We start from the raw sequence: 17622 nt of genomic DNA on the forward strand, positions 1-17622 counted from the left end.
ATGTTACGTCGGTCGTGGCGGGGACTGAGCCCGTCCGCCTCGGGCACGTAGGTCACGCAGGGAACCCTATTGGGAGAACGACCGACGATGGTCAAGGACGGCAACAACGGCGCGGGCGACTTCCTTCCCGACCGGCTCGACCTCGCCTCGCTGCGCGCGGCGGCGGCCCGTTGCGAGGGCTGCGATCTCTACCGCGACGCCACGCAGACGGTGTTCGGCGAGGGGCCGGGGAAGGCGGCCTTCATGCTCGTGGGCGAGCAGCCAGGCGACCAGGAGGACCGGCAGGGGCACCCGTTCGTGGGCCCGGCGGGCCGCGTCCTGGACAGAGGGCTGGAGGAGGCGGGCATCGCCCGCGACGACGTGTACGTCACCAACGCCGTCAAGCACTTCTCCTGGGTGCCGCGCGGCAAGCGGCGCATCCACCAGAAGCCGACGGCCGGCGAGATCACCGCCTGCCGGCCGTGGCTGGAGGCCGAGCTGGCCGCGGTGGAGCCGCGCGTGGTCGTGGTGCTCGGCGCGACGGCGGCGCGCTCGCTGCTCGGCGCCGCGTTCCGGGTGACGCGGCACCGGGGCGAGGCGGTGCCGCTCGGCGACCGGCTGGCGGTGGCGACGATCCACCCGTCCGCCGTGCTGCGCGCCCCCGACCGGGAGGCCGCGTACGCGGGCTTCCTGTCCGACCTCCGCGCGGCGGCGGAGGTCGCCTAGCGCCTGCTAGCGGGGCCAGGGGGTCTGGGTGACGCCGGAAACGCGGGTCGCCGTCAGGTACTGCCGGTCGAAGCTCACCCTGATGCCGCTCGCCCCGGTCCTGGAACCGGCCGCGACGCACTTCAAGGAGATCGTGGTCGGGCTGGTGAGGGTGATGGTCCTGGTGAAGGACATCGACTCCGATCGGCCCGCGGCCACCTCGACCGCGACCGAGCCACGAATCTTCGAGGCGGGAAGCTCCAGGCCGCATTCGGCGTCGAACATCATCTGCGGCTCCTGCGGCGATGCCTGCCTGACTCTCAGGTCGACGCTGAGCACGTACGCGCCCGCCGGCAGGTTCAGCATCCCGGCCGTCGCCGGTACGGGGTCCGGCGCACCGCTGACGTCGTAGGCGAGGCCCGCTCTCGGAACAGACTGGTAGGTCTCGCCGGCACCGGGACCGGCGGGGCCCGCCGGACCCTGCGGCCCGACGGCGTTCCAGGAGACCGCCTTCTCCCCTTCGGCACAGGTGGCGGAAGAGGCCAGGCGCAGCACGTTGTCCGCGCCCGCACAGGCCGTGATCTCCCCGCTGTCCACGGCGGCGGAGACGGCCGCGACCGTTCCGCTGCCGACGAGCAGACCGGCCGTCACACCGACCGACAACAACACACCGCGCGCTGCTCTGCCGTTCTTTCTCATGGTCACTCCACATCGTTGCTCGTAACGTACGCAGCGATCTTGGAGGCGGCGGCTTGCGATCCACTTGTGGCTCTCTTGGGCCAGGGCGCTAGCCCGCCCGTTCGGCCATCAGGTCGGCGCGGTAGTTGCGGAAGCCCGCGACCGACAGCCCGACGACGAGCACCACGGCCGCGCAGGCGAGGCCGCCGCCCACCCAGGCGCCGCTCAGCCCGAGCATCGTGGCGGTCGCGCCGGCCCGCAGGTCGCCGAGGCGCGGCCCGCCGGCCACCACCACCATGAACGCGCCCTGCATCCGCCCGCGCATCTCGTCCGGCGCGTAGAGCTGGAGTATCGACTGCCGCCACACCGAGGAGATGACGTCGGCCACCCCGCCGACGGCCATGAACGTCACCACCAGCCACAGGTTCCCGGTCATCCCCGCGGCGGCGACGGCGAGCCCCCACACGGCGATGACGACGACCAGCGCGACGCCCTGCCGCCGCACCCGGCCGACCCAGCCGGAGAACAGCGCGCCGACGACGGAGCCGATGGCCATGGCCGCGTTGAGCCAGCCGAGCGCGAGCGCCGAGCCGCCGAACCACAGGTCGGCCGCCTCGGGGAAGAGCGCCCTGGGCAGGGCGAAGACCATGGCGATGATGTCCACGACGAACGACATGAGCAGCACGGGGCTGCGCATGATGAAGGCGAGCCCTTCCAGCACCGCCCGCGCCCCCGGCCGGGTCACCTCGCCCAGCGGGGGCAGCGCGGGGAGCTTGAAGGCCGCGTAGAGGCCGGCGGTGAAGAGGAGGGCGTCCACGGCGTAGGCGGCCGCGTACCCGCCGCCCACGAGCAGCAGGCCGCCGAGCATCGGCCCGATCACCGCGCCGATGCTGTAGACCAGCGAGTTGAGCGCGTTGGCCGCGGGGACCAGCTCCGGCCGCAGGATGCGGGGGATGATCGCGCCCCGGGTCGGCCCGGTGATGGCGAACCCGGTGGCGTTCACCGCGACCGCGGCGAAGATCACGTAGACGTTGTCGAGCCCGACCAGCGCCTGGACGAGGATGAACAGCGTCGCCGTCCAGGCCACGGCCGATCCGGCGAGCAGCAGCTTGCGCCGGTCGACGGCGTCGGCCACGGCCCCGCCCCACAGCCCGAAGACGATGAGCGGGACCAGGTTGGCCAGGCCGAGCAGCCCGACCCAGAACGAGGACCCCGTGATGTCGTAGACCTGCTTGCCGACCGCGACGACGGTGACCCCGACCCCTACGTGCGAGACCGCCTGGCCGAGCCAGATCCGCCGGTAGGCGGGCACGCCGAGCGGCCGGGTGTCCACGAGATGACGCTTGATCAAGTCCCCGAATGCCACTTAACGAACATTAAGGTGCAAGTCTCTCCAGAACCCATCCGGGTGGCGTCCGCCGGTAGCGGAGCCGGTCGTGCATCCGGTCGAGCTGTCCCTGCCAGAACTCCATCTCCACGGGATGGACGCGGAACCCGCCCCAGAACTCGGGCACCGGCGGCTCCTCCGGCCAACGCGCCGCCAGCTTCTCGTAGCGGGCGTCCAGCTCCTCGCGGGAGCGTACGACGGCCGACTGTCGCGACGCCCACGCGCCGATGCGGGAGCCGTACGGGCGGGAGTTGAAGTATTCGGCCGACTCCTCGTGGGAGAGGCGGCTCACGGTGCCGTCCACGCGGACCTGGCGGCGGATCGCGTGCCAGGGGAACAGCAGGGACGCGCGGGCGTTCTCGGCCAGGTCGCGGCCCTTGCGGGACTCGTAGTTCGTGTAGAAGACGAAGCCGCGCTCGTCGTAGCCCTTGAGCAGGACGATGCGGGCGCTCGGCCGGCCGCCTGCCGAGGCGGTGGCGAGCACCATGGCGTTGGGCTCCGGGATCCCGGCGGCCGTGGCCTCCTGGAACCAGAGAGTGAACTGGGCGATCGGGTCGGCCGCGAGATCGGCTTCGAGCAGCGGCTCGCCCTCGTACGTGCGTCGGAGCCCCGCCAGCGAGGGCGGGCGCGGGGTGGCATCCACGAGACGGTATTCTTGCGCGCTCGTGTGGTAGATCCCACTACACCGCTCCCCACCAGCGGCTTTGGCGCTTCGGCGGGTCCGGAGACCGAGCAGGAGCTGGGAGGGGGTTAAATTGACCCGCCGGTATCTCGACATCAAGGCTTTGCATTGCCGGAACATGGCAGAAAGGGAGGCGGCCGAGTATGTCCGACTTCAAACCCGGGCTCGAAGGCGTCGTAGCTTTCGAGACCGAGATCGCGGAACCGGACAAAGAAGGGGGCGCCCTTCGATACCGGGGCGTCGACATCGAAGAGCTGGTCGGCCGTGTCCCCTTCGGGCACGTTTGGGGCCTGCTGGTCGACAACACGTTCCAGCCGGGTCTGCCCCCGGCGGAGCCGTTCCCCATCCCTGTCCACTCCGGTGACATCCGCGTAGACGTACAGAGCGCGCTCGCCATGCTGGCTCCGGCCTATGGCTTCAAGCCGCTGCTCGACATCAGCGACGACGAGGCCCGCGACCAGCTCGCCCGCGCGTCGGTCATGGCCCTGTCGTTCGTGGCGCAATCCGCCCGTGGTCTCGGCCTGCCGATGGTTCCCGAGAGCAAGGTCGACCAGGCCACCAGCATCGTCGAGCGTTTCATGATCCGCTGGCGCGGCGAGCCCGATCCCAAGCATGTCAGGGCCATCGACGCCTACTGGACCTCCGCGGCCGAGCACGGCATGAACGCCTCCACGTTCACCGCCCGCGTCATCGCCTCCACCGGCGCCGACGTGGCCGCCGCGCTCTCCGGCGCCGTGGGCGCCATGTCGGGCCCGCTGCACGGCGGCGCCCCGGCCCGCGTGCTGCACATGATCGAGGGCGTCGAGCAGCTCGGCGACGCCAAGAAGTACGTGCAGAGCGAGCTCGACAAGGGCAACAGGCTCATGGGCTTCGGCCACCGCGTCTACCGCGCGGAGGACCCGCGGGCCCGCGTGCTGCGCCGCACCGCCAAGGAGCTCGACGCTCCCCGGTACGAGGTCGCCGCGGCGCTGGAGCAGGCCGCGCTGGAGGAGCTGCACGCCCGCAAGCCCGACCGGGTGCTCGCCACGAACGTGGAGTACTGGGCGGCCGTGGTGCTCGACTTCGCCGAGGTCCCCTCCAACATGTTCACCTCGATGTTCACCTGCGCCCGCACGGCCGGCTGGGCGGCGCACATCCTGGAGCAGAAGCGCACGGGCAGGCTCGTCCGCCCCAGCGCGAACTACGTCGGCCCGTCCTCGCGCCCGCTGAGCGACGTGCCGGGCGCCGACGAGGTCGTCGGCAAGCTCTGACACCCCCTCCCCGGACGAGACTCCGGTGACGGAACGGACGGCCGCCGCGTGGCTCGCACCCGCGCGGCGGCCGTCCCGTGCCCGCCTGCCGCCCCCTCCCGCAGGGCCGCCGACCTGGGCACATAGCAGCAAAACGCGCCAATCTCAGATGTCGGACCCCGTGCGAGCCACCCGGCTCCGGTCGGTAGGCTCCATCATGTGGCTGACATCGTGATTCCCGCTGACATCAAGCCCGCCGACGGCCGCTTCGGCTGCGGGCCCTCGAAGGTTCGCACCGAGCAACTGGCCGCGCTCGCCGCCTCCGGGGCGGAGCTCATGGGCACCTCGCACCGCCAGAAGCCGGTCAAGAACCTGGTCGGCCGCGTACGCTCCGGTCTCGCCGACCTGTTCTCGCTGCCCGAGGGCTACCAGGTGGTCCTGGGCAACGGCGGCACCACCGCGTTCTGGGACATCGCCGCCTTCGGGCTGGTGCGCGAGAAGTCGCAGCACCTGTCCTTCGGCGAGTTCTCCTCGAAGTTCGCCGCCGTCACCAAGAAGGCGCCGTGGCTGGCCGAGCCGAGCGTCATCAAGTCCGACGTCGGCACCCACCCCAAGGCGGTCGCCGAGGACGGCGTCGACGCTTACGCGCTCACCCACAACGAGACCTCGACCGGCGTCGCCATGCCGATCGAGCGGGTCGGCGGCGACGACGCCCTGGTGCTCGTGGACGCCACCTCCGGCGCGGGCGGCCTGCCGGTCGACGTCTCCGAGACCGACGTCTACTACTTCGCGCCGCAGAAGAGCTTCGCCTCCGACGGCGGCCTGTGGATCGCGCTCATGTCGCCGCGCGCCCTGGCCCGCGTCGAGGAGATCGCCGCGACCGACCGCTACGTGCCCGAGTTCTTCAGCCTGCCGATCGCGATCGACAACTCCGGCAAGGACCAGACCTACAACACCCCGGCCGTGGCCACGCTGTTCCTGCTGGCCGACCAGCTCGACTGGATGAACGGCAACGGCGGCCTGGCCTGGACCACCTCCCGCACCGCCGACTCCAGCTCGCGCCTCTACACCTGGGCCGAGAAGTCGTCCTACGCCACGCCGTTCGCCGCGCCCGAGTTCCGCTCGCAGGTGGTCGGCACGATCGACTTCAGCGACGACGTGGACGCCGCCGCCGTGGCCAAGGTGCTGCGCGCCAACGGCATCGTCGACACCGAGCCCTACCGCAAGCTGGGCCGCAACCAGCTGCGCATCGCGATGTTCCCGGCCATCGACCCGGCCGACGTCGAGGCGCTCACGACCTGCGTCGACTACGTGGTCGAGCGCCTCTAGCGCTCCTGCGAGGTCCCCGCCTGCGCGCTCAGTAGGCGGGGATCTCCTTTTTGCTCCTGCGGCGCAGCAGCCAGCCGGCCAGCACGCCGGCGATCAGCCCGCACAGGTGTCCCTGCCAGGAGATGCCCGGCTGGTTGGGCAGCAGACCGGCCAGGATCCCCCAGTAGGCGATGCCGACGCCCACGGCGATGACGAGGTCGAGCAGCCGCCGGTCGAACAGCCCTCGCGCCATGATGTAGCCGAAGTAGCCGAAGACCAGCCCGCTCGCGCCCACCGTGATCACCATGGGGCTCATCAGCCAGGTGCCGAGCCCGCCCAGCACGATGATGATCAGGGTGGCCAGGAAGAACTTGCGCAGGTCACGCAGCCCGGCCAGGAAACCCAGCACGAGCAGCGGCAGCGAGTTGGCCATGAGGTGGCCGAAGCCGCCGTGCAGGAACGGCGCGAAGAGGATGCCGACCAGTCCGTCGCTCTCCCAGCCGACGATGCCGAAGTTGCGATCCAGCGCGCCGTTGAGGAAGACGTCCACGACCTCGACGATCCACATGATGGCGAGCATGGCGGCCACGATGAGGAACGCGCTGAACGCGCCCGAGAGCAGCGACCCCGCGCCCCGCTTGACGGAGTCGAACCTCGAACCCGAATAGTCGCCCATGCGCTCTCCCGGTAGCTTGTTCCCTCTTTCTTTACCGTAAGCGGAACGAGCTATGCGCGCGCTAAGTCCCTCCCGTCCCTCAGCGGGGACGGGAGGGCCGGGACCAGGGCGTTACTCGCCCTTCCACTGGGGGGCGCGCTTCTCCGCGAACGCGGCGGCGCCCTCCATGGCGTCCTTGGAGCCGAACACCGGGTTGATGATCGCCCCCTGCTTCTTGAACATCTCCTCCAGCGACCAGTCCTGCGACTCGATGACGACCTTCTTGGTCGCGGCGAGGGCCAGCGGCGCGTTGGCGGCGACCTTGCGGGCCAGCTCCAGCGCCTCCTCAAGGGCCTTGCCCGGCTCGGCGATCCGGTTGACCAGGCCCAGCTCGTACAGGCGCGAGGCCGGGTAGTGGTCGCCCGTCAGCGCCATCTCCATGGCCACGTGGTACGGGATCCGCCGCGGCAGCCGCATGATGCCGCCCGCGCCCGCCACGAGGCCGCGCTTGGGCTCCGGCAGGCCGAAGGTGGACTCCGCGGAGGCGACGATGAGGTCGCAGGCCAGGGCCAGCTCGAAGCCGCCGGCGAGCGCGTAGCCCTCGACGGCCGCGATCAGCGGCTTCTTCGGCGGGGCCTCGGTGAGGCCGCCGAAGCCGCGTCCCTCCACCACCGGGAGGTCGCCGGTCAGGAAGCCCTTCAGGTCCATGCCGGCGCAGAACGTGCCGCCCGCGCCGGTCAGGACGTACGCGGAGATCTCCGGGCGGGCGTCGAGGCCGTCCAGGGCCTCCGCGATCCCGCGCGCCACCGCGCCGTTGACCGCGTTGCGGGCCTTGGGGCGGTTGATCGTGAGGATCGCGACGTTGCCGGACTCCTCGACGAGCACTTCGTCAGACACGAGAAAGACTCCCGGGCTACTTGGGCTGGAAGCGGATGCCGCCGTCGAAGCGGATGACCTCGCCGTTCATGTAGTCGTTCTCGACCAGCGAGCGCACCAGGTGCGCGAACTCGTCGGCGCGCCCCATGCGCTTGGGGAAGACGACCGGCGCGACGAGCTTGGCCTTGAACTCCTCGGAGTTGGGCGAGAAGCCGTAGATGGGGGTGTCGATGATGCCGGGGCAGATCGTGTTCACCCGGACGCCGATGGCGGACAGGTCGCGCGCCGCGGGCAGGGTCATGCCCACGATGCCGCCCTTGGACGCCGAGTAGGCGAGCTGGCCGGTCTGGCCCTCCAGAGCGGCGACGGAGGCGGTGTTGACGACGACGCCGCGCTGACCGTCGGCGTCGGCCGGCTCGGTCTTGGCGATGGCGGCCGCCGCCAGGCGCATGAGGTTGAACGTGCCGATCAGGTTGACCTCGATGACCTTGCGGTAGGTGGCCGGGTTGTGCGGGCTGCCATCGCGGTTGACCGTGCGCTCGGCCCAGCCGATGCCGGCGCTGTTGACCACCACGCGGAGGGGCTTGCCGGTGGCGACGGCGGCGTCCACGGCCGCCTGCACCTGCTCCTCGTCCGACACGTCGGTCTTGACGAAGACGCCGCCGATCTCGTCGGCCACCGACTTGCCGCGCTCTTCGTTGAGGTCGGCCACGACCACGGTGGCGCCGGCGCGGGCCAGCTCGCGGGCGGTCGCCTCGCCGAGGCCGCTGGCGCCGCCGGAGATGATTGCTGAGGATCCGTTCACGTCCATAACCCGGACCCTAACCCGAGAACCGAATGAAGTTCTACTTGGGGGTGGTTAAATCTCGCCCACGGCGCTGTCCACGTCGGAGTAAACCTTGATCCGGCGGTCCAGGCCCGTGGTGCGCAGGATGCGCGCGACGGGGGCCTGCGGTGCCGCGAGCGACACCCCGCCGCCCTCTCCGGTGGCCAGGCGCCAGGCCTCGATCAGCACCGACAGCCCGCTGGAGTCCATGAACGACAGCTGCTGCAGGTCGAGCACGAGCTTCGCGCTGTCCTGCTTGATGGCGTCGCGTACTTCGTCCCGGAGGAACGGTGCGGTGAACAGGTCGAGCTCTCCCTCAACGGCCACCACCACGGCGTCTCCCAGGGCATGTCGCGCAAGCCGCAGCTTCATTTGGGCCCCTCCTCGATGAGCCACTGTACTTCGACATGCCCCTCCACTGGGCATGCACAGACCACGAACAGCCGGATAAAACGGGCGAGTTGGGACAGCCCTGGTCACGCGGCCGGGATGGTGAACCCGTACGGGAGCTCCAGGCGGTGCTCGGCCAGCAGCTCCGCGTCGGCCAGGAGCTCGCGTGTGGGCCCGTCGGCGGCGATCACGCCTCCGGAGAGGATGAGGGAGCGCTCGCACAGCTCCAGCGCGTACGGCAGGTCGTGCGTGACCATGAGCACGGTCACGTCGAGCGAGCGCAGGATCTCGGCCAGCTCCCGCCGCGCGGCCGGGTCGAGGTTGGAGGAGGGCTCGTCGAGCACCAGGATCTCGGGCTCCATGGCGAGCACCGTTGCCACGGCCACCCGGCGCCGCTGGCCGAACGACAGGTGGTGCGGCGGCCGGTCGATCGCGTCCAGCATGCCCACCCGCTCCAGGGCCGCCGTCACGACCCGGTCCAGCTCCGCGCCGCGCAGTCCGGCGTTGGCCGGGCCGAAGGCCACGTCGTCGCGGACCGTGGGCATGAAGAGCTGGTCGTCGGGGTCCTGGAAGACCAGGCCGACGCGCTGCCTGATCTCCTTGAGCGTGTCCTTGCGCACCGGGGTGCCGGCCACGGTGACGGTGCCGTGGCCCGCCGCGAGTATGCCGTTGAGATGCATGACGAGCGTGGTCTTGCCCGCGCCGTTGGGGCCGAGGAGCGCCACCCGCTCGCCCCGGGCGATCGACAGGTCCACGCCGAACAGGGCCTGCGTGCCGTCCGGGTAGGCGTAGGCGAGCCGCCTCACCTCCAGGGAGTTCACCACCCGAGCCCCGCCAGGGAGAGTCCCAGCACGGCGAGGGCCCCGGCGGGCAGGGCGAGGGCGGTGGCCCATTGGGTGGTTGATGCCGTCATGTCTGCCATTATCGGCATCCGCCCGGTGTAACCGCGGCTCAGCATGGCCAGGTGCACCCGCTCGCCCCGCTCGTACGAGCGGATGAACAGCGCCCCCGCCGAGCGGGCGATCACCGGGATGTGCCGGGCGTTCCTGGCCTCGAACCCCCGCGACTCCCGCGCCACCCGCATCCTGCGCATCTCGTCGAGGATCACGTCCATGTAGCGCAGCATGAACATGGCGATCTGCACGAGCAGGTCCGGCAGCCGCAGCCGCTGCGCGCCGAGCAGGATCACCCGCGGCTCCGTGGTGGCGGCCAGCAGGATGGAGGCCACCACGCCGAGTGTGGCCTTGGCCAGGATGTTCCAGGCCGCCCAGAGCCCTTCCACGCTCAGCGAGACGCCGAGCACGCTCACCCGCTCCCCCAGCCCGATGACCGGGATGAGCACCGCGAACAGCACGAACGGCACCTCGATCACCATCCGCCTGGCGATGTGCCCGGCCGGCACCCTGGCGGCCGCCGCGACCGCGCCGAGCAGCACGGCGTAGGCGGCGAACGCCCAGAACCGCTCCCGAGGGGTGGCCACCACCACGATCGCGAACGCGAGGACCGCCAGCAGCTTGCACTGCGGCGGCAGCCGGTGCACGACGGAGTCGCCCGGCAGGTGGAGCCGGTGGTGGTGGCCCGCGCTCACGTCGTCACGCCCTGACGCCGTGGCGGTTCCCGGCGGCGTCGCGGTTCCTGGCGGCGAAGGCCACCGCTCCGGCGATGAGCAGCACCAGGCCGACGCCGATGATCCCCGCGATGCCGACCGGGATCCCGCCGACCTCGCCGTAGTCGGCCAGCGCCCACCCGCCGAAGGCGTGCTCGCCCGCCTGCCCGCCGAAGCCCTGGTTCTCGGCCACGGCCTCCAGCCCGTCGGGGTTGGGCGAGGCGAAGAACGACACGAGCCCGGCCAGCACCAGCGTCACGCCGACGCCGCCGAGCAGGAACGGCTTGAGCCGCCCTCCCGCCGGGGCCGCCACGGGCTCGGGCGCGCCGACGGTCGTGCTCTCGCCGTCCGCGCCGCGCAGCACCAGCGGCTTGGCCAGGCCGCGCGCGCCGTACACGAGGTCGGGCCGGACGGCCAGGACCGCGCCCACGGTGACCGCCGTGATGACGCCCTCGCCGATGCCGATGAGCAGGTGCACGCCGCCCATCGCCGCCGCGACCGCGCCGACCGAGATCGGCGCGGTGCCGCCGATCCAGAACAGCAGCGTGAACACCAGCGCCGAGGCCGGTACGGAGACCAGCGCCGCGAGGAAGGCCGCCGCCGTCACCCCGCCCTTGCCCCGCGCGAAGCCGGTGACCACGCGGAAGACCGCCCATCCGGCGAGCACGGTGACCAGGCCCATGATCGTGACGTTGACGCCCAGCGCGGTCAGCCCGCCGTCGGCGAAGAACACGGCCTGGACGAGGAGGACCACGGCCATGCACAACACGCCGGTGTAGGGGCCGACGAGTATCGCGGCGAGCGCCCCTCCCAGCAGGTGCCCGCTGGTGCCGGCCGCGACGGGGAAGTTGAGCATCTGGACGGCGAAGATGAAGGCCGCGACCAGCCCGGCCATGGGCGCGGTACGGTCGTCGAGCTCCCGCCGCGCGCCGCGCAGGCACACGGCGACGCCGGCCGCCGCCACCGCTCCGGCGGAAACCGACGTCGCCACATTGAAGAACCCATCAGGTACGTGCACGACCTTGCCTCCCAAAAAGGGGACGACCCGCCAAATGGGGACGAACAACCCCCTACTTTAGGACATGGTGTTGCACCTGCACATGGGTGGCAATTACTTGAGAATGCGCCGGGCGAGGCTCCTGGCCGACATCCGCCTGACCACCGCGCTCAGCCGCCCCTTGCCCGACGTCGCGTACGGCCGCACGCTCCGCAGCAGGGCGGCCCCCGGCCACCGGCGCGGCGTGGCGACCGCGTCCGCGTCGGCCTCGATCCTGAACCGCGCGGGCGGACCGCCGAGATCGAGCTCCAGGTAGGCGTCCCAGGTGCCGGGCGCGAGCCGCCCGATCGCCGGCCGGGCCGTGAAGGCGCCGCCGGGCAGCGCCGTCACCGGCTCGGCCCGCTCGCGCCCGCTGCGCCGCTCACGCCAGACGAGCTGCCGGACCGCCGCGGCGGACGGGGTGGACCCGGCGACGCTCACCTCGCCGTGGACCTGCAGCCGGCGCCCGAGCGACCAGCGGGTGCGCAGCAGCCGCACCGCGCCGGGCACGTCGACCACGTGCCCGCCGACGTCGATGCTCAGGTTGCCGTTGTCGCGGGTGAAGTAAGGGAGCACCGCCATCTCGCCCACCAGCCGGGGCTCCGGGCGGGCGACGCCCTTGTCGCGCTCGGCGCCGAGCCGGCCGTGACGCACCACGCCCTCCAGCTCGACGGCGACCCGGAGGTCCCAGACGCCGGAGTCGAGCGCCGCCACGTCGATCGGGGCGACGAACTCGCCGCCCTTGCGCCGGGCGGGGACGACCAGCTCGGAGTGCGGGTCGTAGCGCGAGCGCAGGACCAGGGTGACCCCGTCGTCCCTGCTGATCCCGTCGAGGCGGGCGGCTCCCGTCACCACCAGGCGGTCGCCGTCCCAGCTCAGCCCGGTCAGCCGGCGGCGTACGGTGGCGCTCTCGATGCGGGCCAGGCGCACCAGCCGGTCGATGTCGTCGAGCGCGCCCGCCCGCTGCCGGTCGATGCTGTTGAGCCGCTCGTGCACGCCCGGGGTGTACCACTCCTCGCACAGGGCGGCGACCTCGCGGGCGATGTCCTTGCGCCGGATGTCGTCGCTCTCCAGGAAGACCGAGCCGAGCTGGGCGAAGGCGTCGAGCCTGAAGTGCCGGCGCAGCAGGTGGTCGCGGAGCGCGCCGGGCGGGATGTGCCGGGCCATGAGCCGGATCGGCTCGCGGATCATGGCGAGCCACGCGAGCGGGTCGCGGCTGCCTGGTTGCTGCATGATGCTGCTGCCGTCGGGCCTGGACACCAGGTGGTAGCAGTCGTAGTCGGCGACCACGGAGATCACCCGGGCGTGGCAGTAGGCGTGGACGGTGAAGATGATGTCCTCGCCGACGAGCATGCCCTCGCCGAAGCGGATGCGGTGGCGCTCCAGCAGGTCTCTGCGGAACAGCTTGAAGCAGCTCAGGCTGTTGTAGACGGTGCTGTCGCCGAGGTCGGCACGGTCGGCGTTGTGCTGGAACATCGACTGCGGCGCGCGGCGGCCGTGCCCGACGATCTTGCCGAGGACGATGTCGGAGCCGTTGCGGTCGCCCATGGCCACCATGCGTTCGAGCGCCTCGGGGCCGAGGTAGTCGTCGGCGTCGCAGAAGAACACGTAGCGGCCGGTGGCGTGCTCCATGCCGACGTTGCGCGGGCGGCCGGCGCCGCCGCCGCCCCTGATGTGCACGACGCGCACGCTGTCGCGGTGGTAGGCGGCGTAGAGGTCGAGCAGGTCGGCGCTGCCGTCGGTGGAGCCGTCGTCCACCACGACGATCTCCTTCTTTACCCGCTGCACCAGCACGGACGTGAGGCATCTGTCCAGGTAGTCGCGGCAGTTGTGTGCGGGGATGACGACACTGACGTCCACCGCGTCGTCGTTGCCAGGCGCCGGCATCGCTCCACCACTCCCGTGATCACTGTCAGTCGCGTTGTGGTCTCAGTATGTGACCAAGACGCGACCTCCGGGGGGCCGATCGGCTGTCTTCGTCTCCGGCTTTTTGCAGACAACGGATAATGACCGCATTTCGCCAATAGGCACCGGCAGGGCCGCCAATTGCCGCATTACCGCGCGACCGAACGCGGCTCAGGAAAGAGGTTTTCCCTCCCGGTGGTAGAAACCTCTCCGGGGGGTGCACTGAGGTACTCCCCTACGGACGGTGTGATCCACTCATGGGGTACGCGCGTCTACAGTTAGGCAACCGTGACCGGGAGGTGGCAGGAAATGGGATCGGCCGTGCATGTCGCTGAGTTCATCGTCTCCTCGGCTCGGTTGACCGAGTTGCACGAATGCTCGGCGCTGCTCCGCCGTACGAGGAAGCGCGCCGAGGAGATCGTCGCCGAGGCCCGCGCGCTGCTGGCCGAGGCCGAGCTGGGCGGCGACGCCGAACGCATCCTCGCCCTGCGTGCGGACGTGGAGCGGGCGCGGCAGTCGTACTGCAAGGTGCTGAACGCCTACGTGGCGATCTGCGGGCGCATCACCGAGGAGCGCCGGGCCATCGTGGAGGAGCAGTTCGCGCGAGATTCGCGACAGGGCTTGTCAGGAGTCGCCTGACGGGCGTATCGTCAGGCCATGCCTGACTGGAAAGAAAAACTCCGGTGCTCCTTCTGTCACAAGAGAAGCGCGGAAGTGAGCAAACTCATCGCAGGCCCAGGTGTACACATCTGCAACGAATGCGTAGACCTGTGCAACGCAATCCTGGAAAGCGAACGCACCACCGCTTCCCCGGAGCCCCGGCTTCCCGCCTGGGAATCCATGTCCGATCAGGAAATTCTCGACCATCTGCCGAAAATCGCCGCCGTACAGGCTCAGGTGGACGACAATCTGCACGACTGGGTCGCGCAACTCCGCGACCGGAACGTGAGCTGGGAACGCATCGGCTCCGCGCTCGGCATGACGCGGCAGTCGGCGTGGGAACGGTTCAGATCCGAGGGCCCGGTCGGTAATCCCGTGTGACCCTTGGGGCGTCTCATCGGCAGGGAGGCTGATGATGCGCGTCCTCGGCGGCCTCGCCGCGCCGGACCTCGACGAGCTCCGCCTGGAGCTGGTGCTGGTCCTCGCGCTGCACGAAGAGGCGGAACGGCTCGGCGCCCCGGCGCAGGAAGCCGGTTAGAACGGGCTCCAGCTCCCCGTCCGCGCACGGGGAGCTGGAGCAAGGGGTTTTCACTCCCCCGCGCGGCCCCGGGCGCGGAAGGCGGCCGTCTTGACCCGGTTCTGGCAGGCGGTGGAGCAGAACCTGCGGGTGCCGTTGCGCGAGACGTCCACGTAGACGCGGTCGCAGTGCGGCGCCGTGCACACCCCGAGCCGGTCGGCGAACTCACCGCCGAGCACGATGGCGAGGCCCGTCGCGCAGCTCGCCCCCCACTCGCCGGCCGGAGTGCCGCCCGGGCCGTGGAAGTGCAGGTGCCAGGGCTCGCCGTCGTGCCGTTCGAGCATCGGGCGGGCGCGGAACTCCTCCAGCAGCCCGTTGACCGTGATCGCGGCGGTGTCGACGTCGTCGGCCGCGACGGCGGCGAAGACCGCGCGCAGGCGGGCGGCGACCGCGGCCAGCTCGCTGCCCTCGGCGGCGCTCACCTCCCGGTACGTCCGGTAGACGGTCCGCAGCGCGTCGGTGGCCGCGACGCCGGCGTCCGCGGGCCCCGGATAGGGGCGTCCGCGCTGCTCGCCGGGGGTCAGGGCGTTCACCAACGCCACCGTCACCCGGACCACTCCATCGGTGTGACTGTTGAAGTCCAATTGACCGGTTACACCTTCGCGTTCTATGTTGTGACTGACGAAAGCATAAACGACAGTCACAAGGAGATGTCTGTGCTCACTCACGATGCCGCACGGGAGTGGATCGCGCGCTGGGACCGCCAGCAGGAGGGCTACCTGCCCGACCGCGAGGAGCGCTTCACCGCCCTGATCGACGCCCTCGAAGCCCTGGACCGGCCCGATCCGCTGGTCATCGACCTGGGGTGCGGGCCGGGGTCGCTGTCGGCGCGGATCGTGGAGCGGCTGCCCGAGGCCAGGGTCGTGTCCGTGGACGCCGACCCGCTGCTGCTCGGGCTCGGCCGGGCGGCCTATCCGGGGCTCACGTTCGTCCCCGCCGATCTGCGTACGCCCGGCTGGAGCGACCTGCTCGGCCTCGACCGGCCCGCGGACGCGGCCGTCAGCACGACGGCGCTGCACTGGATCTCCGGCCCCGACCTGCTCAGGGTCTACACCGAGCTGGCCGGGGTGCTCCGCCCCGGCGGGCTGCTGCTCAACGGCGACCACCTGGACAGCGACGACGTCACGCCCGAGCTCGCCCGGCTGGAGCGCGCGCTGCACGAGCGCGAGACCGAGCGGGTCTTCGGCGCCGAGCGGCCCGAGGACTGGCGCGCCTGGTGGGAGGCCGTCAGCGCGGACCCGGCGCTCGCCGAGCTCGACCGCGAGCGCACCACCGCCGGGGCGGACCACCACGGCTCGGAGTCCCACCTGCTGTCGGAGCACGTCGAGGCGCTGCGGGCGGCCGGGTTCCGCGAGGTGGGCACGCTCTGGCAGCGCGGCAACAACCGGCTGCTGTGCGCCGTACGCGGGTGACCCCGGCTGGGACCCTGGTATGACACGATTTCCTACTTCAGTCGGATGCTCTTGTCGGGTTCGCTGACCGATGATCGAGTCCCCCGACGATGGGAATCGTGATGCGAAGACCAGTCCTGATCCTCGCCCTCCTCCTGGGTCTCGTCGCGCCGCTCGCGCCGGCGACCGCCGCCGGCGCGACAGCCGCCCCGGCCGACCCGACCAGCACGACCGCCACCACCAGCACGACCGGCGCGACGGGCGCGGCGCCGGCCGTGCGGTGGGCCCCCTGCGCGGAGAACGCCGCCGTCGAGTGCGGGACACTGACCGTGCCGATCGACTGGAACAACCCGCGCGGCGGGACCTTCGAGCTGGCCCTCGCCCGGCGCAGGGCGAGCGACCCGGCCGCCCGCATCGGCTCCCTGGTGATCAACCCCGGCGGCCCCGGCGGCTCCGGCGTGGACGCCGTGCTGGGCGAATGGCTCGGCTTCACCCCCGAGATCACCAGCCGGTTCGACGTGGTCGGCTTCGACCCGCGCGGCGTGGCCCGCAGCCACCCCATCACCTGCTCGCTGGAGCTCGCCGTCCAGGCCCCCGACCCGACCGCGCTGCGCGGCCAGGCCGACTGGAACGCGATGCTGGCCTTCAACCGGCGCTACGCCGACGACTGCCGCCGGCGCACCGGCCCGCTGTTCGACCACGTCCACACCGGTAATGTGATCCGCGACCTCGACGCCCTGCGCGCCGCGCTCGGCGACGACAAGCTCACCTACTACGGCATCTCCTACGGCACGCTGATCGGCCAGCTCTACGCCGAGCGCTACCCCCGCCGGGTCCGGGCCCTCGCGCTCGACAGCAACATGGACCACAGCCTCGGCACCCAGGCGTTCCTGGACACCGAGTCGTGGACCGCGCAGGACTCCTTCGACGAGTTCGTGGCCTGGTGCGGCCGGACCGACACGTGCGCACTGCACGGCAGGGACGTCCGCGCGCTCTGGCACGAGCTGCTGGCGAAGGCCGAGCGCGGCGAGCTGACCTTCCCCGGGCAGCCTGATTTCGTGCTGCGCAAGCTCGACCTCGTCGGGATCGCCTTCAGCGCCTTCTACGGCCCGATCTGGCGCGAGCTGGCCGAGCTGCTGGCGGCCATGGAGAGCGGCACGGGGACCGTGAGCCCCCTCCTCGCCCCGGTGACCGCCAAGAAGGCCGCCGTCGCCGCCGAGGAGACCATCAACGACGCGAGCTTCGTCTTCTGCCAGGACTACGCGCTGCCCGTACGCGACTTCCGCGAATGGGACCGGCTGCTCCGCAGGTCGGCGGCCATCGCCCCGGACATGCTGATCAGCTCCGCGGCGCACCCGCTGACGCTGACCTGCCAGGGCACGCGCACGCCGAACCCGCAGCACCGGCTGAAGGTGGACGGCTCGCCGACGCTGCTGGTCGGCAACTCCCTGCACGACCCCGCCACGCCCTACCCGTGGGCGGTCAACGCGGCGGCGCAGATCGGGCGCGAGGCCCGGCTGCTGACGTACGAAGGGTGGGGGCACGGCATCTACGGCCACGGCGAGTGCCCGACGGGGGCCATCGACCGCTACCTGGTCTCCGGCGAGCTGCCCGCCAAGGGCGCCCGCTGCCCGGCGGTACCGCCCGCCGAGGTGAGCGCCAAGAGCGCGCCGCGTCCGTACCCGGGTCCGCGGCCCGGCCTGCCCGGCTGGACGTACGCCCGCCGGTGACC

At 71.4% G+C, this 17622-nt stretch carries 20 protein-coding genes; 8 read left to right on the top strand and 12 right to left on the bottom strand.

Annotated elements, in window-relative coordinates:
* Positions 1 to 69: 69 nt before the first annotated feature.
* Positions 70 to 705 carry a UdgX family uracil-DNA binding protein gene (locus tag AC27IY_RS27975; protein WP_344217818.1) on the top strand — a complete coding sequence of 212 codons (636 nt, stop codon included), beginning with the start codon at positions 70 to 72 and terminating at the stop codon, positions 703 to 705.
* A gap of 6 nt (positions 706 to 711) precedes the next feature.
* Here AC27IY_RS27975 and AC27IY_RS27980 read toward each other — a convergent pair whose 3' ends face one another.
* The 3 genes from AC27IY_RS27980 to pdxH form a co-directional block, all read right to left on the bottom strand.
* Positions 712 to 1383 (bottom strand): hypothetical protein, encoded by a 672-nt coding sequence (locus tag AC27IY_RS27980; protein WP_487179736.1) that lies wholly within the window; start codon positions 1381 to 1383, stop codon positions 712 to 714.
* An 88-nt stretch (positions 1384 to 1471) separates the two neighbouring features.
* Positions 1472 to 2728 (bottom strand): MFS transporter, encoded by a 1257-nt coding sequence (locus AC27IY_RS27985; RefSeq protein WP_487179737.1) that lies wholly within the window; start codon positions 2726 to 2728, stop codon positions 1472 to 1474.
* Between the two features lie 10 nt (positions 2729 to 2738).
* Positions 2739 to 3392, bottom strand: a complete 654-nt coding sequence (gene pdxH, locus AC27IY_RS27990) for a pyridoxamine 5'-phosphate oxidase (protein WP_423477544.1) — start codon at positions 3390 to 3392, stop codon at positions 2739 to 2741.
* A gap of 182 nt (positions 3393 to 3574) precedes the next feature.
* Between pdxH and AC27IY_RS27995 the strand changes: the two genes are divergently transcribed.
* The gene (locus tag AC27IY_RS27995) at positions 3575 to 4681 is read left to right on the top strand and encodes a citrate synthase 2 (RefSeq protein ID WP_344217824.1); all 1107 of its coding nucleotides are present in this window, start codon (positions 3575 to 3577) and stop codon (positions 4679 to 4681) included.
* A gap of 198 nt (positions 4682 to 4879) precedes the next feature.
* Positions 4880 to 5989, top strand: coding sequence for a phosphoserine transaminase (gene serC, locus AC27IY_RS28000; protein ID WP_449946521.1), 1110 nt, complete (start codon positions 4880 to 4882; stop codon positions 5987 to 5989).
* A 28-nt stretch (positions 5990 to 6017) separates the two neighbouring features.
* On the opposite strand, the gene AC27IY_RS28005 is transcribed toward serC, so the two are convergent.
* From AC27IY_RS28005 to AC27IY_RS28040, 8 genes are all read right to left on the bottom strand, one after another.
* On the bottom strand, positions 6018 to 6644 hold the full coding sequence (locus tag AC27IY_RS28005; protein WP_449946523.1) for a rhomboid family intramembrane serine protease: 627 nt from the start codon (positions 6642 to 6644) through the stop codon (positions 6018 to 6020).
* A 111-nt stretch (positions 6645 to 6755) separates the two neighbouring features.
* Positions 6756 to 7520 (bottom strand): crotonase/enoyl-CoA hydratase family protein, encoded by a 765-nt coding sequence (locus AC27IY_RS28010; RefSeq protein ID WP_344217830.1) that lies wholly within the window; start codon positions 7518 to 7520, stop codon positions 6756 to 6758.
* Positions 7521 to 7536: 16 nt separating this feature from the next.
* Complete coding sequence (locus AC27IY_RS28015) at positions 7537 to 8310, bottom strand: SDR family oxidoreductase (protein ID WP_371251271.1); 774 nt, start codon at positions 8308 to 8310, stop codon at positions 7537 to 7539.
* A gap of 48 nt (positions 8311 to 8358) precedes the next feature.
* A complete protein-coding gene (locus AC27IY_RS28020; RefSeq protein WP_091080528.1) occupies positions 8359 to 8697 on the bottom strand; it encodes an STAS domain-containing protein in 339 nt (112 codons plus the stop codon).
* Between the two features lie 104 nt (positions 8698 to 8801).
* Entirely contained in the window at positions 8802 to 9539 is a 738-nt protein-coding gene (locus AC27IY_RS28025; protein WP_344217833.1) for an energy-coupling factor ABC transporter ATP-binding protein, read from the bottom strand.
* Complete coding sequence (gene cbiQ / locus AC27IY_RS28030; RefSeq protein ID WP_487179738.1) at positions 9533 to 10303, bottom strand: cobalt ECF transporter T component CbiQ; 771 nt, start codon at positions 10301 to 10303, stop codon at positions 9533 to 9535. The genes AC27IY_RS28025 and cbiQ overlap by 7 nt, the downstream gene beginning before the upstream one ends.
* Positions 10304 to 10307: 4 nt before the next feature.
* Positions 10308 to 11339, bottom strand: a complete 1032-nt coding sequence (locus AC27IY_RS28035) for an energy-coupling factor ABC transporter permease (protein ID WP_487179739.1) — start codon at positions 11337 to 11339, stop codon at positions 10308 to 10310.
* A 93-nt stretch (positions 11340 to 11432) separates the two neighbouring features.
* Positions 11433 to 13244 (bottom strand): glycosyltransferase family 2 protein, encoded by a 1812-nt coding sequence (locus AC27IY_RS28040; protein ID WP_487179740.1) that lies wholly within the window; start codon positions 13242 to 13244, stop codon positions 11433 to 11435.
* Positions 13245 to 13583: 339 nt separating this feature from the next.
* Here AC27IY_RS28040 and AC27IY_RS28045 point away from each other — a divergent pair, with 339 nt between their 5' ends.
* From AC27IY_RS28045 to AC27IY_RS28055, 3 genes are read left to right on the top strand one after another with little or no spacing between them, the layout of a single operon-like run.
* Positions 13584 to 13901 carry a hypothetical protein gene (locus AC27IY_RS28045; RefSeq protein ID WP_423451028.1) on the top strand — a complete coding sequence of 106 codons (318 nt, stop codon included), beginning with the start codon at positions 13584 to 13586 and terminating at the stop codon, positions 13899 to 13901.
* Positions 13902 to 13919: 18 nt separating this feature from the next.
* Positions 13920 to 14303, top strand: coding sequence for a ClpX C4-type zinc finger protein (locus AC27IY_RS28050; RefSeq protein ID WP_423477549.1), 384 nt, complete (start codon positions 13920 to 13922; stop codon positions 14301 to 14303).
* A gap of 31 nt (positions 14304 to 14334) precedes the next feature.
* A complete protein-coding gene (locus tag AC27IY_RS28055; protein ID WP_281249570.1) occupies positions 14335 to 14460 on the top strand; it encodes a hypothetical protein in 126 nt (41 codons plus the stop codon).
* A 50-nt stretch (positions 14461 to 14510) separates the two neighbouring features.
* On the opposite strand, the gene AC27IY_RS28060 is transcribed toward AC27IY_RS28055, so the two are convergent.
* Complete coding sequence (locus tag AC27IY_RS28060; RefSeq protein WP_449946535.1) at positions 14511 to 15047, bottom strand: CGNR zinc finger domain-containing protein; 537 nt, start codon at positions 15045 to 15047, stop codon at positions 14511 to 14513.
* 102 nt (positions 15048 to 15149) lie between these two features.
* On the opposite strand from AC27IY_RS28060, the gene AC27IY_RS28065 reads away from it, so the two are divergent.
* The gene (locus tag AC27IY_RS28065; protein WP_487179741.1) at positions 15150 to 15911 is read left to right on the top strand and encodes a class I SAM-dependent methyltransferase; all 762 of its coding nucleotides are present in this window, start codon (positions 15150 to 15152) and stop codon (positions 15909 to 15911) included.
* Between the two features lie 101 nt (positions 15912 to 16012).
* Positions 16013 to 17620 carry an alpha/beta hydrolase gene (locus AC27IY_RS28070; protein ID WP_487180062.1) on the top strand — a complete coding sequence of 536 codons (1608 nt, stop codon included), beginning with the start codon at positions 16013 to 16015 and terminating at the stop codon, positions 17618 to 17620.
* The last annotated feature ends 2 nt before the right edge of the window (positions 17621 to 17622 follow it).

Source organism: Nonomuraea sp. B208 (genome assembly GCF_057536035.1).